This is a genomic window from Rhodanobacter sp. KK11 (assembly GCF_033345435.1).
Taxonomy (GTDB): Bacteria; Pseudomonadota; Gammaproteobacteria; order Xanthomonadales; family Rhodanobacteraceae; genus Rhodanobacter.
Genome location: NZ_JAWPMI010000004.1, coordinates 283697 through 297933 on the forward strand (window position 1 = coordinate 283697; position 14237 = coordinate 297933).

Annotated in this window: 13 protein-coding genes and 1 tRNA gene; 5 read left to right on the forward strand and 9 right to left on the reverse strand. The window is 68.2% G+C overall.

Annotation, left to right across the window (positions count from 1 at the left end; translation table 11 throughout):
* Positions 1-235 precede the first annotated feature (235 nt).
* Both csrA and R5H19_RS11865 read left to right on the forward strand, forming a co-directional pair.
* Positions 236-439, forward strand: a complete 204-nt coding sequence (gene csrA / locus R5H19_RS11860) for a carbon storage regulator CsrA (protein WP_318159211.1) — start codon at positions 236-238, stop codon at positions 437-439.
* A 77-nt stretch (positions 440-516) separates the two neighbouring features.
* Positions 517-609, forward strand: a tRNA-Ser gene (locus R5H19_RS11865).
* 1042 nt (positions 610-1651) lie between these two features.
* On the opposite strand, the gene R5H19_RS11870 is transcribed toward R5H19_RS11865, so the two are convergent.
* The 8 genes from R5H19_RS11870 to R5H19_RS11905 all read right to left on the reverse strand — a co-directional run bounded on the left by R5H19_RS11870 (position 1652) and on the right by R5H19_RS11905 (position 11566).
* A complete protein-coding gene (locus R5H19_RS11870) occupies positions 1652-2476 on the reverse strand; it encodes a methyltransferase domain-containing protein (protein WP_318159212.1) in 825 nt (274 codons plus the stop codon).
* 54 nt (positions 2477-2530) lie between these two features.
* Positions 2531-3259, reverse strand: a complete 729-nt coding sequence (locus tag R5H19_RS11875; protein ID WP_318159213.1) for a UDP-2,3-diacylglucosamine diphosphatase — start codon at positions 3257-3259, stop codon at positions 2531-2533.
* A 7-nt stretch (positions 3260-3266) separates the two neighbouring features.
* Positions 3267-3983: a peptidylprolyl isomerase gene (locus R5H19_RS11880; RefSeq protein ID WP_318159214.1), complete on the reverse strand. Its 717-nt coding sequence runs from the start codon at positions 3981-3983 to the stop codon at positions 3267-3269.
* Between the two features lie 69 nt (positions 3984-4052).
* Positions 4053-5570, reverse strand: coding sequence for a Ppx/GppA phosphatase family protein (locus tag R5H19_RS11885; protein WP_318159215.1), 1518 nt, complete (start codon positions 5568-5570; stop codon positions 4053-4055).
* A gap of 85 nt (positions 5571-5655) precedes the next feature.
* Complete coding sequence (ppk1, locus tag R5H19_RS11890; RefSeq protein WP_318159216.1) at positions 5656-7749, reverse strand: polyphosphate kinase 1; 2094 nt, start codon at positions 7747-7749, stop codon at positions 5656-5658.
* 92 nt (positions 7750-7841) lie between these two features.
* A complete protein-coding gene (gene phoR / locus R5H19_RS11895; protein WP_318159217.1) occupies positions 7842-9110 on the reverse strand; it encodes a phosphate regulon sensor histidine kinase PhoR in 1269 nt (422 codons plus the stop codon).
* Between the two features lie 70 nt (positions 9111-9180).
* On the reverse strand, positions 9181-9870 hold the full coding sequence (gene phoB, locus R5H19_RS11900) for a phosphate regulon transcriptional regulator PhoB (protein WP_318159218.1): 690 nt from the start codon (positions 9868-9870) through the stop codon (positions 9181-9183).
* 73 nt (positions 9871-9943) lie between these two features.
* The gene (locus tag R5H19_RS11905) at positions 9944-11566 is read right to left on the reverse strand and encodes a M48 family metalloprotease (RefSeq protein WP_318159219.1); all 1623 of its coding nucleotides are present in this window, start codon (positions 11564-11566) and stop codon (positions 9944-9946) included.
* Between the two features lie 109 nt (positions 11567-11675).
* Here R5H19_RS11905 and grxC point away from each other — a divergent pair, with 109 nt between their 5' ends.
* The 3 genes from grxC to R5H19_RS11920 all read left to right on the forward strand — a co-directional run bounded on the left by grxC (position 11676) and on the right by R5H19_RS11920 (position 13562).
* A complete protein-coding gene (gene grxC / locus R5H19_RS11910; RefSeq protein WP_318159220.1) occupies positions 11676-11939 on the forward strand; it encodes a glutaredoxin 3 in 264 nt (87 codons plus the stop codon).
* Positions 11936-12313, forward strand: coding sequence for a carboxymuconolactone decarboxylase family protein (locus tag R5H19_RS11915; RefSeq protein ID WP_318159221.1), 378 nt, complete (start codon positions 11936-11938; stop codon positions 12311-12313). The genes grxC and R5H19_RS11915 overlap by 4 nt, the downstream gene beginning before the upstream one ends.
* Positions 12314-12548: 235 nt before the next feature.
* Entirely contained in the window at positions 12549-13562 is a 1014-nt protein-coding gene (locus R5H19_RS11920) for an isocitrate dehydrogenase (RefSeq protein WP_318159222.1), read from the forward strand.
* A gap of 187 nt (positions 13563-13749) precedes the next feature.
* Here the strand turns inward: R5H19_RS11920 and R5H19_RS11925 are convergent, their stop codons facing one another.
* Positions 13750-14205, reverse strand: coding sequence for a carboxymuconolactone decarboxylase family protein (locus tag R5H19_RS11925; RefSeq protein WP_318159223.1), 456 nt, complete (start codon positions 14203-14205; stop codon positions 13750-13752).
* Positions 14206-14237: the final 32 nt, after the last annotated feature.

Genomic DNA, 14237 nt, shown 5'->3' on the forward strand with positions numbered 1-14237 from the left:
ACGGTGCCGGTGCATTGCACAGGTGAATCGGGCTCAGTTACTATCGACCAAGTGTCGACGCCATCGGTAACGGTGGTGTTGCCAGTCAGGACGCTCAGGAGTGTTTTGGCTGTGAGCCGGGAAGGCGGTAGGGCCTTCGGCGGATCAATCGTCGAACTGCGGGAAGGCGGGCGCTCAGGGGTGAGGCACCGTTAATCTGCAGGCCTGTGACCAACAGCATCATGGAGTAGCAATCATGTTGATTCTGACCCGCAGGGTCGGTGAAACCCTGATGATCGGTGACGAGGTGACCGTTACCGTTCTTGGCGTGAAAGGCAATCAGGTGCGCATCGGCATCAATGCACCGAAAACCGTGGCCGTCCATCGCGAAGAAATCTACCAGCGGATCAAGGGCGAACACGACACCGGCAGTACTCCCGACGAGTCCGCCGAGCATTGATCGTGTGAATCGAGGCTTTACCTCGACCGCGTCGGTCGGTATCCTTGCCGGCTCCGCAGCGATGCGAAGAAAACCCCGGAGAGATGCCCGAGTGGCCGAAGGGGCTCCCCTGCTAAGGGAGTATAGGGTCAAAAGCCTTATCGAGGGTTCGAATCCCTCTCTCTCCGCCAGATACGCAAAGCGCCCCGCAAGGGGCGTTTTGCGTATCTGGCGGAGAGAGGTGGTGGACGAACCCTTACGGTTCGACAAATTCGTCCGGAACGAATTTGGACGACCGAAGGTCGGCCCCGGAGCGCGCAGCGCGCAGGGGTGAACCCCATGGATGGGGTTCACAATCCCTCACGACACGTCAACGTGGAGTCGAGCGAAGGGCGCCCCGCAAGGGGCGTTTTGCGTATCTGGCGGAGAGACGGTGGTGGACGAGCCCTCCGGTTCGACAAATTCGTCTGGAACGAATTCGGACAGCCGCAGGCTGGCCCTGGAGCGCGCAGCGCGGAAGGGTGAACCCCATGGACGGGGTTCACAATCCCTCACGACACGTCAACGTGGAGTCGAGCGAAGGGCGCCCCGCAAGGGGCGTTTTGCGTATCTGGCGGAGAGCGGTGGTGGACGAACCCTTACGGTTCGACAAATTCGTCCGGAACGAATTTGGACGACCGAAGGTCGGCCCCGGAGCGCGCAGCGCGCAGGGGTGAACCCCATGGATCGGGTTCACAATCCCTCACGACACGTCAACGTGGAGTCGAGCGAAGGGCGCCCCGCAAGGGGCGTTTTGCGTATCTGGCGGAGAGACGGTGGTGGACGAGCCCTCCGGTTCGACAAATTCGTCCGGAACGAATTTGGGCGACCGAAGGTCGGCCCCGGAGCGCGCAGCGCGCAGGGGTGAACCCCACGAATGGGGTTCACAATCCCTCACGACACGTCAACGTGGAGTCGAGCGAAGGGCGCCCCGCAAGGGGCGTTTTGCGTATCTGACGGAGAGCGGTGGTGGACGAACCCTTACGGTTCGACAAATTCGTCCGGAACGAATTTGGACGACCGAAGGTCGGCCCCGGAGCGCGCAGCGCGGAAGCGTGAATCCCATGGATGGGATTCACAATCCCGCACGCCACGCCGCGTCGTCCATCAAAGTCGAGCCTGCACGGGACATTTTGCGCATCCGCCGGAAGAAGGCTGTGTGCAGACGATTTACCCGCCGCTTGCCACTCAACCTCACGGTTCCCCGCTCACTACCGTGAAAGTCTGCAGAAAATGGAAGTCCGCCCGACGCAGGGCGAACTGCGGGTGCTGCGGATCGCAAAGACGCGTGAGTTCGTCGTAGTCGTCGCTTGACAGGTACGGCTGCAACCGTGCTCCCCAGCTGTCGCGGAAGATGGCCTCGGCGAGATAGGCCTCGTCCGCCGATCCCAGGGGGAATACGCGTTCGATCGCGAACGTGTGCGCTCTGACGTTGCGCAGCTGCGCCCGGCGCAGCACGCCGACCAGGGACCGGACTGCCGCCAGGTCGCGTTCGCTGACGCCGTAGCGGTCGCGGTAGTACTGGCGCACCGCCTCGTTGACCAGGCGCTCGAGCCGCGCGTCCCAGGCGAAGTACATGTCCGGCAGCAGGGAGCTTTGGCACAGCGCGATGCGACCGGCGGGTCGCAGCAGGGAGGCGAGCAACTGCGTGCCGGCGACCGGGTCACGCAGGTGGTTGATCGTGTTCATGCACCAGACCCGGTCGAAGCTGCCGGCGCGCAGCGGTGCATGCAGCAGATCCGCCTGCAGTACGAGGGCCTGGGCGGGAGCGCACGCACGGGCGGCAGTGGCGTGTGCTGTCGCCAGATCGATGCCGATCACGGTACCGTCAGGGCCTACCGCATCGGCGAACCAGCGCAGTACCTCGCCGGTGCCGCACCCCGCGTCGAGCACGCTGGCACCCGGATCCAGGCCCAGGCTGGCGATGGCTTGGCGCAGCTCGGGCTCGGCGAAGGCGTTGAACAAGCGCAACTTGCGCGAGTAGTCACGAGCCGCCGTATCGCCGAGGAGGCCGGACATCAGCTCACCTTGTCCGGGTGGCGCGGTCGCGGGTAGATGCCGGCGCGATGCGGCTCATGCCACCGCCAGCCCGCGCAGTTCGACCCCGGTCGCATCCACCCGCAGCACCGAGCCGTGCTCGTACCAGTCGCCCAGCACGATTCGTTGTGCCGCCGCGCCATCGAGCCGGAAGTCGTGCACGGCAGGCCGGTGCGTGTGGCCGTGGATCAACCGGGTCACCTGCGCCTTGCGCATGGCCTCGGCCACGGCCGCTCCGTTGACGTCCATGATGCTTTCCATCGTGCTGCCGGTATGCGCCTTGCTGTCCTCGCGCGCCTTGGCGGCGAATGCGCGGCGTGCCGGCAGCGGCATTGCCAGGATCTGCGCCTGCCATGCGGGCGTACGCACCTGCCGGCGCACGGCCTGGTAGGCGAGGTCGTCGGTGCACAGCACGTCGCCGTGCATCAGCAGGGTGCGCCGACCCTGGATGTCGTGCACGGTGCCGTCATCGAGCAGGCTCAGGCCGGCGTGTGCGGCGAACGCGGGGCCGAGCAGGAAGTCGCGGTTGCCGGCCATGAAGTACACCGGCACGCCGGCGTCGCGCACGGCGCGGGTGGCAGTGGCGATGCGCGCGGGCAGTTCGGCGTCGTCGTCGTCGCCGATCCAGGCTTCGACCAGGTCGCCGAGGATGTACAGCGCGTCGGCGTGGCGAACTTCGCTGCCGGCCAGGTAGCGTTCGAACAACGCGGTGATCTGCGGGCGGGAAGCATCCAGGTGCAGGTCGGCGATGAACAGGGTGGCCATGCCGGCGTCAGCCTTTGCCGGCGGGTTTGGCGGCTTTCCGGCCCGATTTGGCGGCCTCCGGCGCGGCGGCCGCGGAGGCGGCCGTGGCCGGCGCGGCCGCGCTGGCGGCGGGCGGGGTTTCCTCGCCGACCACGTGGGCGCTTTCGATCAGCACCAGCGGGTTCGGTACGTCGCCGGCGAACGGGCCGAGCGGGCGGGTGGGCAGGGCGGCGATCTTGTCGACCACGTCCATGCCCTTGATGACCTTGCCGAACACGGTGTAGCCCCAGGTCAGTCCGCTCTGGGTGCCGGCGAAGTCCAGCCGGCGGTTGTCGACCAGGTTGAAGAAGAACTGCGCGGTGCCGGAGTTCGGGTCGGCGCCGCGGGCGACGGCGACGGTGCCGCGCAGATTGGACAGGCCGTTGTCCGCCTCGCTGGCGATCGCCGAGCGCGTGCGCTTCGGCTGCAGGTCGCGGGTGTACAGGCCGCCCTGCACCAGGTAGCCGGGGATGGCCCGGTGCAGCAGGGTGCCGTCGTAGAAGCCGTCGCGCACGTACTGCAGGAAGTTGGCCACGCTCTTCGGCGCCTTGTCCGGGTACAGCTCCAGCGTGATGTCGCCCTGCGTGGTACGCAGCACGACCTGCGCTGCTGGCGCGGCGACGGTGGTCGGCGCCGGCTTGGCCGATTGCGCCGCCAGCGCTGGCGGAAGGGTCAGGAGCAGTGTGGCAAGCAGGGATTTCAACATGGGCATCGGGATGGTCTGGGCGTCCGGGCATGATACGCGGCTGCGACGCAAGCGGGCTTGTCGGCGCGCTCAGCTGCTGGAGATGTCCAGCTTGATGCCGAGCTCGACCATCGGTGCCTGCTCCTGCTGCAGGTCGGCTTCGCTGAGCGGGTGTTGCTCGAACCAGGCCAACGGCAGGGTCAGCCGTAGCGACTTGCTGGTGGCGGCGAGTTTCATCTGCGGCAGCGACTCGGCCCGGCGGGCGCGGCGGAACAGCACGGCCAGGCGCAGCAGTGCGGTGGTCTGGCGAGCCAACTGGCGGTAGCGCTGCGGCAGCGCGGCGACCACCGACTTGTCCGGCTTGCGCCGGTGCATCTCGACCACTGCGGCCAGCAGCTGCTGCTCCTGCCGCGAGAAGCCGGCCAGGTCGGCGTGGCGCAGGATGTACGCGCCGTGGTGGTGGTGCTGGCTGTGCGCGATGGCCAGGCCGATCTCGTGCACGCGCGACGCCCACGACAGCCATTCGCGGGCGTCGGCGTCCAGTTTCCATGCGCGCGCGACCTGGTCGAACAGCATCAGTGCGGTGGATTCCACCCGCCGTGCCTGGGCGCGGTCGACACCGTAGCGGGTGGCCAGCGCGTCGATGCTGGCGGTGCGCGGGTCGCTGCCGCCGGCGCGGCCGAGCAGGTCCCACAGCAGGCCCTCGCGCATCGAGCTTTCGCATACGCGCAGCCGCTCGATGCCGAGCGCGGCGAAGGCCGCCTCGAAGATCACCACGCCACCGGCGAGCACCGGCGCGCGCTCGTCGACCAGGCCGGGCAGCTTGAGCGTGCCGATTTGGCCGTGCTCGATCAGCGCGTCGGCCAGCGCGGCGAGCGAGCCCGGGGTGATGCCGTCGTCGGAGAACTTCATCGCCTGCACCACCGAGCCGATCGACTTGGCGGTGCCGGAGGAGCCGTAGGCGTCCTGCCAGCCCGATTCGCGGTAATCCTCGGCGAACTGCTGCAGCAGCACGCCGATTTCGCTGCGTGCGCGCTGCCAGCGCTTGCGGTTGATCTTGCCGCCCGGGAAGAAACGCAGGGTCGAGGCGATGCAGCCGGCTTGCACGCTTTCGGTATGCAGCGGCGCCAGTCCGCGGCCGATGATGAACTCGGTGCTGCCGCCGCCCACGTCCATCACCAGCCGCGGCTCGCGCGAGGCGGGCAGATCGTGTGCGGCGCCGAGGAAGATCAGGCGGCCTTCCTCGCGCCCGGAAACCACCTCGATCGGATGGCCCAGCGCGGCTTCGGCGGCGGTCAGGAAGGTCTGCGGCGAAGCCAGCCGGCGCACCGTGTTGGTGGCCACCGCGCGCACCCGCATCGACGGCAGGCCGGCGATGCGCTGGCCGAAGCGGGCCAGGCAGGCCAGCGCGCGGGCGCGCCGTTCGGCATCCAGGGTGCCGTCGGCGCGCAGCCCGGCGGCCATGCGCACGGTGTCGCGCAGGCGGTCGATCACGCGCGGCTCGCCGTGCTCCATGCGCGCCACCACCAGATGGAAGCTGTTCGAGCCCATGTCCACGGCGGCGATCAGTTCGCCATCGCGGATCGGTGTCTGTTCGGCTGGACTCACGCCCGGGCTCCGGCGACGGCGAAGCGCGAATTCTCGCATGCATGCGCGGCATGGCGAAAACGGCGGCCCATGCGGATCGCCCGGCTCACTTGCAGTAGCGCTCGAGCAGGCCCTGCTGGGCGCTGTACGGCGGGAGGTCGCCGGGCTCGGCACGCACGTAGCGGCCGTCGCCGTCAAGCAGCCATGCTTGGGTGTTGTCTGCCAGGCCGTTGGCCAGGGTCTCCTCGAACACGCGTGCGGCCAGCTCGGGGTCGAGGATCGGGAACGCCACCTCGATCCGCCGCATCAGGTTGCGCTCCATCCAGTCGGCGCTGGCGCAGTAGATTTCCGGGTTGCCGTCGTTGGCGAACCAGTACACCCGGCTGTGCTCGAGGAAGCGTCCCACGATCGAGCGCACGCGGATGCGCTCGGAGACGCCGGGCAGGCCGGGTCGCAGCGTGCAGGCGCCGCGCACGATCAGGTCGATCTCCACCCCGGCCTGTGAGGCGCGGTACAACGCCGCGATCACGCGCGCCTCGTTCAGCGCGTTGAGCTTGGCCACGATGCGCGCGGGCCGGCCGGCCTGCGCGTGCGCGGTCTCGCGCTCGATCTTGGCCAGCACGCTCGGGTACAGCGTGAACGGCGAATGCAGCAACCGCTTCAGCTCGATGATCGGCCCCAGCCCGGACAGCTGCTGGAACACCTTGTGCATGTCCTCGCCGATCTCCGGGTCCGCCGTCATCAGGCCGATGTCGGTGTACATGCGGCTGTTGGCCTGGTGGTAGTTGCCGGTGGACAGGTGCACGTAGCGGCGCAGCGCCTCGCCCTCGCGGCGCACGATCAGCATCATCTTGGCGTGGGTCTTGTAGCCGACCACGCCGTATACCACCTGCACGCCGGCCTCCTGCAGCCGCGTGGCGAGGCGGATGTTGGCCTCCTCGTCGAAGCGTGCGCGCAGCTCGATCACCACGGTGACGTCCTTGCCGTTGCGCGCGGCCTCCACCAGCAGGTCGACCAGCGGGGTGTCTTCGCCGGCACGGTACAGGGTCTGCTTGATCGCCAGCACCTGCGGGTCGGCGGTGGCCTGACGCAGCAGGTCGATCACCGCGCTGAAGCTCTGGTACGGGTGATGCAGCAGCACGTCGTGCTGGCCGATCAGGTCGAACTTGTTGCGGCCGCTTTCCAGCGCCGGCGGCAACTGCGGCGTGAAGCGCGGGAACTTCAGCTCCGGGCGATCCAGCCAGTCGTAGATCAGGCCGGCGCGAATGATGTTGACCGGGCCGTCGCAGCGGTACACGTCGGCGTCGTCCAACTGGAAATTGTGGGTCAGCATCGCGGTGATCGCCTGCGGGCAATCGTTGGCGATCTCCAGCCGCACCGGCCGCGCGTAGCCGCGCCCGGCCAGCTCCTCGCTGAGCGCGAGGGCGAGGTTCTCCACTTCGGCCTCCTCGACGATCAGCTCGCTGTTGCGGGTGACCCGAAACTGGTACGAACCGACCACCTTGAGGCCGGGGAACATCAGGTCGACGAAGGCCTGCAGCAGTTCGGCGAGGAACACGAAGTGCTCGCCGGGGCCGCTGACCTCGGCCGGTATGCGGATGATCCGCGGCAGCGAACGCGGCGCGCGCACCAGCGCCATGTGGCCTTCGTGGCCGAACGCGTCGCGCCCGCGCAGCACCACCGCGATGTTCAGCGTCTTGTTGAGGATGCGCGGGAACGGGTGCGCCGGGTCCAGTCCCAGCGGCGACAGCACCGGCAGCACCTCGTGCTCGAAATAGCCGCGCAGCCAGCGGTGCTGGCGCGGGCTCCACTGCTTGCGGGTGAGGATGTGGATCCGTTCGGCGTCGAGCTGCGGGCCGATCTGCTCCTGCCAGGCGGCGTACTGCTCGGCGACCAGGTCCAGCACGCGGCTGCGGATGCGCGCCAGCAGCTCGCCGGAGGGAATGCCGTCCGGCCCCGGCGCGGCCGAACCGTAGGTGTGGTGGTGCTTGAGCATCGCCACCCGCACCTCGAAGAATTCGTCGAGGTTGCTGGCCACGATGCTCAGGTAGCGCAGCCGTTCCAGCAGCGGCACGGTGGCGTCGCGGGCCATCGCCAGCACGCGGAAGTTGAACTCCAGTGCGGCCAGCTCGCGGCTGAGATAGAGGCCGGGCGTGGTCAGGTCGGTGGCGTCGGGCGAAGTGGGGGAAGCTTGGGCCATGCCGCATTCTGGCGCATGGCTCGTGCCATTGCATGCCGCGCCGCCATGGCACCGCAGCCTGCCCGGGGCCTCCGCGGAAGCCCGGCCGGCGCTCAGCTTTCGTCGCCGCCGCCGGGAACGAGCAGCCGGGCCGAACCGAAATGGCAGGAAAAAGTGGAGCCGATGCCCGGCGCGCTTTCGATCTTCAGTTGCGCCTGGTGCAGGTTCAGCACGTGCTTGACGATCGACAGGCCCAGACCGGTGCCGCCGCTTTCGCGCGAGCGGCTGGAGGAGACCCGGTAGAAGCGTTCGGTGAGCCGGGCCAGGTGCGAGGCGGGGATGCCGAAGCCGGTATCGGTGACCGAGTACACCGCGCCGTCGGCCACACGCTGCCAGCGGATGGTGATGCTGCCGCCGGCCGGGGTGTAGCGCACTGCGTTGCTGGCCAGGTTCGACAGCGCGCTGTGCAGATCCTTCGGCGAGCCGAGCAGGTCCGCCTCGGCGGTGGATTCCAGCACGATGCGGTGGCGGCCCTGGCTGAGCGCCTCGGCCTCCTTGCGCACGGTGGCCAGCAGCGCCGCCATCGGCACGCGTTCGTCGGCCACTTCGTGCTGGGTTTCCAGCCGCGACAGGGTCAGCAGGTCTTCCACGATCTGGCCCATGCGTTTCGATTGCGTGCGCATCTCGCCCAGCACCGGGGCCAGTTCAGGCACGTCTTCCGGGTCGAGCAGTTCGAGGTAGCCGTGGATCACCGTCAGCGGCGTGCGCAACTCGTGCGACACGTTCGCCACGAAGTCGCGGCGCACCTGTTCGAGTCGGCTCAGGTGGCTGATGTCGTGTGCCAGCAGCAACTGTTCGTGATCGCCGAACGGCAGCAGGCTGACGTTGAGCCGGCCGTCCGCCCGGCCGGGGGCGACGGCGTCGGTGAGCGGCTCGCGCGCGCCGTCGCGCAGCCAGCCGGCCAGCTCCGAGCCGGCCAGTTGCTGCTGCAGCGAGGCGCCGCGATCGTCCGGGCGATGCAGCCCGAGCAGGCTTTCGGCGGCGTGGTTGAACCAGCGGATGTTCTGTTGCTGGTCGAGCAGGACCACCGCGTCGGGCAACTGGCCGGCGGCGTTGCGCAAGTCGCGCAGGGAGGAGGCGATGCGGCGGGAGCGCGTCATGAAACGGTCATGCTGGAGAGGGCTGGCGGCCGTCGGTGCGGCCATCATCGCCCGCGCTTGATGACGGATTCGGGTCAGCAGCAAGACGACTTCGGCCACGGCGACCAGGGCGATGCCCGCGGCCGCATGCCCGCCGACGAGCCAGCCCAGCACGGCGCCGGCGCCCAGTGCCGCGGCGAGCGCCGTGGACAGTTTCCAGGAAGGCGGGGTGGGCGGGGTCATGCTGGCGCCGGAGCGTGGAAGACGAGCCAGCATCGGCAAAAGCCGCGCATACCGCAAGCTCGCCGCCGGCTCAGACGCTGGTCGAGAAACGGTAGCCGCTGCCGCGCACGGTCTGCACCAGTTCGTCCAGCTTCCACGGCTCCAGTGTCTTGCGCAGGCGGCGGATGTGCACGTCGACGGTACGCTCTTCGACGTACACGCTGCCGCCCCAGACGTGATCGAGCAGCTGCGTGCGCGAGTAGACGCGCTCGGGGTGGGTCATGAAGAAGTACAGCAGGCGGTATTCGGTGGGCCCGATCGATACCGGCTCGTCGCCGGCGAACACCCGGTGGGCGGGACCGTCGATGCGCAGGCCGCCCAGCTCGACCACGCCGGAGCCGTCGTCGCCCTGGCTGCGCCGCAGCACAGCCTTGATCCGGGCGACCAGTTCGCGGGTGGAAAAGGGTTTCACCACGTAGTCGTCGACGCCGGCCTCGAGGCCGTTGACGCGGTCCATTTCCTCGCCGCGGGCGGTGAGCATGATGATCGGGACCTCGCGGCTCAGCTCTTCCTTGCGCAGGCGCCGGGCCAGTTCCAGGCCGCTCATGCCCGGCAGCATCCAGTCGAGCAGGATCAGGTCGGGCACCTGTTCGGCCAGCGCCAGCTGGGCGGCACGGGCATCGGCGGCCTGCACCGCGTCCATGCCGGCCTTGCGCAGGGCAAAGGCGATCATTTCGCGGATCGAGGCCTCGTCTTCAACGATCAGGATGCGTTTGTGCACGCCGTGGTCCGCCTTGGCTTGTGACGGGCATATTGCAGCCGATCCATGTTACGTGTCGATGACACGGGCAGGCCTATTGCCGGGAGCCGTCGCCCGGGCTGTCCTCGGTCTTGATCTTGCGCTTGTGCAATTCCAGCACCAGCGGAGTCAGTTCGGCGATGCGCGCCTGGATGCGCACGCGCGCGTAGTAGTCCAGGTCGTCGCGCTTGAGCAGCCGCTTGAGCTGCTCCATGGCGTCGTACGGGCGGCCGGAATAATAGCTGGCATCGGCAAACGCCTCGCCGGCGCGCACGCCGTCGCCGGCCTTGTCGCTGGCGCGGGCGTAGGCGTCGTAGATTTGCGGTTCGCTGGCGTTGTCCAGCAGCGGCCGCAGCAGGTCGGCGGCGAGGCGGGCCTGCTGCTGGTCGCCGCCGGCGGTGAGCGCCTTGGCGTAGGCGAGCGCGACGGCACGGTTGCGCGGGGACTGCGTGTTGAGTCCGGCGTACACCGCCAGCGCCGCGGCGCGCTGTCCGGCCTGCAGGCGGGCGTCGGCCAGCGCCAGCTTCAGGATCAGGCTTTCGGGGTGGGATTGCAGCAACGGCTGCAACTGTTCGATCGCCGCGGCGCCGCGACCGCTGCGGGTGAGCGCCAGCGCATAGCCGTAGCGGTTCGCGGGGCTGTCGAAGTCCTGCCGGTCGTGCAGGCTGGCGCTGTAGAAGGTGGCCAGCTTGGTGGCGTCGCCGGCCAGCACGCGCACGCGCTCGCGCATCAGCGCGTAGCTGTCCAGGCCGCCGCTTCCCCGTGCGGCGACCAGCAGGGAGGGATCCTTCACGAAGGCGATCGGCGCAGTGCTTTTTTCCCACTGCTGCCTGTCCATGGCGGTGCCGGCCGGGCGCAGCTTCTGTGCGGCGATCAGCGCGCCGGCGCGCGCCTTGGCATCGCTGATACGCATGGTGGTCACCGGGTGCGTCTGCAGCAGGGCGGGTACGTCCTCGCCGCCGGCGCCGGCGCTCATGGCGTCCTGCATGCGCTGGAAGAAGCCGGCCATCGCGTTCGGGTCGAAGCCGGCCCGGGCCAGCGTCTGGATGCCGACGCGGTCGGCCTCGACTTCGTCCTTGCGGGTGAAGTTGATCGACTTCTGTGCAATCAGGCCCTGGCCGCCGGCCAGCACCGCCATCGGTGCGTCGCCACTCTTGCTGCCGGCGCCGGCGGCGATCGCACCGAGCAGTACCAGCGCCATCAGCGGCGCGTCCTTCTTGGAATCCTCGAATGCGCGCTGCAGGTGGTTCTGGGTGATGTGGCCGATTTCGTGGGCGAGCACGCCGGCCAGCTCGCTTTCGTCACGGGTGATCGTCATCAGCCCGGCGTTCACTGCGATGTAGCCGCCTGGAGCAGCGAACGCATTGATTTCCGGATCCTTGACGATGAAGAACGCGAAGTGTTCCTTCGGCTTGTCGCTGCTGGCGACCAGCCGGTAGCCGAGATCGTTGATGTAGTCGTCCAGCAGCGGGTCGTCCACCACCATGTCCAGCGCACGCATCTGGCGCAGCATGGAGGCGCCGTAGTTCTGCGCCTCCTGCGGCGAGATCAGCGCGTTCGCCGAACTGCCCAGGTCGGGCAGGCGCACGTCCTGCCGGGCGCCGGCGGCGCAGGCCAGTCCGGCGCAGGTCAGGGCGGTCAGCAGGCGCGGGACGAGTCGTTGTGGTGCCATGTTCATAAGGTGGATGACAATAGCATTGTGACCGTGGCTCGCCGCGTCGGTTCCGCTTGAGCCGGCGGCGCGCGCCCCCATCTGGAGTGTCTCTACCAAGTTGCGGAGTGTCGTGATGTCGAAGATCGAGGTCTATTCCACTGCGGTGTGCCCGTACTGCGTGGCGGCCAAGAACCTGCTCAAGTCCAAGGGGCTGGAGTGGACCGAGGTGCGCATCGATACCGATCCGGTGCAGCGCGATGCGATGCTGGCGCGCAGCGGCGGTCGCCGCACGGTGCCGCAGATCTTCATCAACGACCGGCACGTGGGCGGCTACGACGACCTGGTCGCCGCCGACCGCAGCGGCAAGCTGGCCGAACTGCTGGGGCAAGCCGCATGAGCGACCGTCTGGCCGAGTTCACCGCGTTCCGCCAGCGCATGAACGAGCGCATCCTGGCCGAGGACAACCAGGTCGTGCGGCGCTTCTTCGCGCTGGACACGCAGACCTACAAGGCCGGTGCGCTGGACGTGAAGACCAAGGAGATGCTGGGCCTGGTCGCCTCGCTGGTGCTGCGCTGCGACGACTGCATCAGCTACCACGTGGCCCAGTGCAAGGACGCCGGCGTGCAGCGCGACGAGTTCTTCGAGGTGTTCAGCGTGGGTCTGGTGGTGGGCGGCTCGATCGTGATCCCGCACCTGCGCCGCGCGGTGGATTTCTTGGACAAGCTGGAAGCCGGCGAATCCACCGCGCCGGAATGCGCCGATCACGCCTGAGCGCGGCACCTTCCGTTTTGCCGGGCGGTCATGGCCCGTCCGGCGTGGCGGTTGCCTTCGGCGCGTGGACGAGTGTGCGGCTTTCCGCAATGCTGCGTGCGAGCATTTTCAACGCGTTGCGAGGCGGTTGCCCTGTTCGTGTGGGGGCTTATCGGCGATAATCGACCGGTTTCGGTGCGTGCGCATCCCCATGCGCACGCACTGCCCGTAGCTTTCGTTTCAAGGAGTTCCCCCCATGAGCAAGACGATTGCCGTGATCCCCGGCGACGGCATCGGCCCGGAGATCATGACTGCCACGCTGCGCGTGCTCGACGCGCTGGACTGCGGCCTGAAGTACGACTTCGTCGACGCCGGCATGGTCGCGCTGGAGAAGCACGGCGACCTGCTGCCGAAGGCCACGCTGGACAGGATCGCCGAGCACAGGGTCGCGCTGAAGGGCCCGCTGACCACGCCGATCGGCGGCGGCTTCACCTCGGTCAACGTCACCCTGCGCCGCCACTTCGACCTGTACGCCAACGTGCGTCCGGCGGTGAGCTTCCCCGGCACCAAGGCGCGTTTCGACAACATCGACATCATCACGGTGCGCGAGAACACCGAGGGCGCCTACCTGTCCGAGGGCCAGACCCTGTCCGAGGACGGCGAGGTTGCCACCTCGATGATCCGCGTCACCCGCAAGGGCTGTGCGCGCATCGTGCGCTACGCCTTCGAGCTGGCGGTGAAGAAGGGCCGCAAGAAGGTCACCGCGGTGCACAAGGCCAACATCATCAAGACTGCCTCGGGCCTCTTCCTCAACGTGGCGCGCGAGATCGCCAGGGAATACCCGCAGATCGAGTTCAACGAGATGATCGTGGACAACACCTGCATGCAGCTGGTGATGAACCCGTACCAGTTCGACGTGATCGTCACCACCAACCTGTTCGGCGACATCCTGTCGGACCTGTGCGCCGGCCTGGTCGGCGGCCTCGGCCTGGCGCCGGGCGACAACATCGGCGAGCACGCGGCGATTTTCGAGGCGGTGCACGGCTCGGCGCCGGACATCGCGGGCAAGGGCATCGCCAACCCGTGCGCGCTGCTGCTGGCCGCCGCCGACATGCTCGATTACCTGGACATGGTGGCCAAGGGCGACCGCCTGCGCCAGGCGATCCGCGACACCATGACCCACGACCGCGACAGCGTGACGCCGGACATCGGCGGCAAGGGCAGCACCAGCAGTTTCGCCGACGCGATCGTGAAGCGCCTCGCGGCCTGATCCGGAACGCCGGTCGACCAAAAAGCCGCGGTCGCTCCGCGGCTTTTTGGTCGGATCCACGCCTGCATGAGCGGCGCCCGGACCGAAACAATCCGGCCGATCGAAGGCGGTGCTACCGCTCGCAGTGTGTGCATTCCGCGCAGTTGGGATGGCGGTACAGCCTGATCGTGGCCATGACGGCAGCCGCTCAGTGCTTGCTTGGCTTGTAGTGGCCGGGCTCGGCGCGCGAGGGGATGGCGATGCGGTTCCAGCTGTTGATCGCGATCACCGCCATGTTGAGGTCGATCAGCTGTTCCTCGCCGAATTCGGCGAGGGCCTCCTCGTAGACCTCGTCCGGCACGCCATGGATCGGGTCGAGCCGGGTCACCGCCTCGCACCAGGCCAGCGCGGCGCGTTCGCGCGGGCTGTAGAACGGCGCCTCGCGCCACGCCTGCAGCAGGTACAGGCGCTGCTCGGTCTCGCCGGCGGCGCGGGCGTCCTGGCTGTGCATGTCCAGGCAGTAGGCGCAGCCGTTGAGCTGCGAGACGCGCATCTGTACCAGTTCGATCAAGCCTGGTTCGAGGCCGGATTTCCTGACGTACTCGCTCAGGGCGAACAGTGGCTTGACTGCGTCGGGGCGCTTGTTGACGTTGAAACGGGGCATGGGTTTTCCTCGCGATGTGCGGCCGGCAGCGG

Bases quoted from the DNA above. Each gene is read 5' to 3' on its own strand.
- R5H19_RS11875 (WP_318159213.1), bottom strand. From the start codon at position 3,259: ATGGCCACCCTGTTCATCGCCGACCTGCACCTGGATGCTTCCCGCCCG.
- csrA (WP_318159211.1), top strand. From the start codon at position 236: ATGTTGATTCTGACCCGCAGGGTCGGTGAAACCCTGATGATCGGTGAC.
- R5H19_RS11880 (WP_318159214.1), bottom strand. From the start codon at position 3,983: ATGTTGAAATCCCTGCTTGCCACACTGCTCCTGACCCTTCCGCCAGCG.
- R5H19_RS11870 (WP_318159212.1), bottom strand. From the start codon at position 2,476: ATGTCCGGCCTCCTCGGCGATACGGCGGCTCGTGACTACTCGCGCAAG.
- R5H19_RS11920 (WP_318159222.1), top strand. From the start codon at position 12,549: ATGAGCAAGACGATTGCCGTGATCCCCGGCGACGGCATCGGCCCGGAG.
- phoR (WP_318159217.1), bottom strand. From the start codon at position 9,110: ATGACCCCGCCCACCCCGCCTTCCTGGAAACTGTCCACGGCGCTCGCC.
- ppk1 (WP_318159216.1), bottom strand. From the start codon at position 7,749: ATGGCCCAAGCTTCCCCCACTTCGCCCGACGCCACCGACCTGACCACG.
- grxC (WP_318159220.1), top strand. From the start codon at position 11,676: ATGTCGAAGATCGAGGTCTATTCCACTGCGGTGTGCCCGTACTGCGTG.
- R5H19_RS11905 (WP_318159219.1), bottom strand. From the start codon at position 11,566: ATGAACATGGCACCACAACGACTCGTCCCGCGCCTGCTGACCGCCCTG.
- R5H19_RS11915 (WP_318159221.1), top strand. From the start codon at position 11,936: ATGAGCGACCGTCTGGCCGAGTTCACCGCGTTCCGCCAGCGCATGAAC.
- R5H19_RS11925 (WP_318159223.1), bottom strand. From the start codon at position 14,205: ATGCCCCGTTTCAACGTCAACAAGCGCCCCGACGCAGTCAAGCCACTG.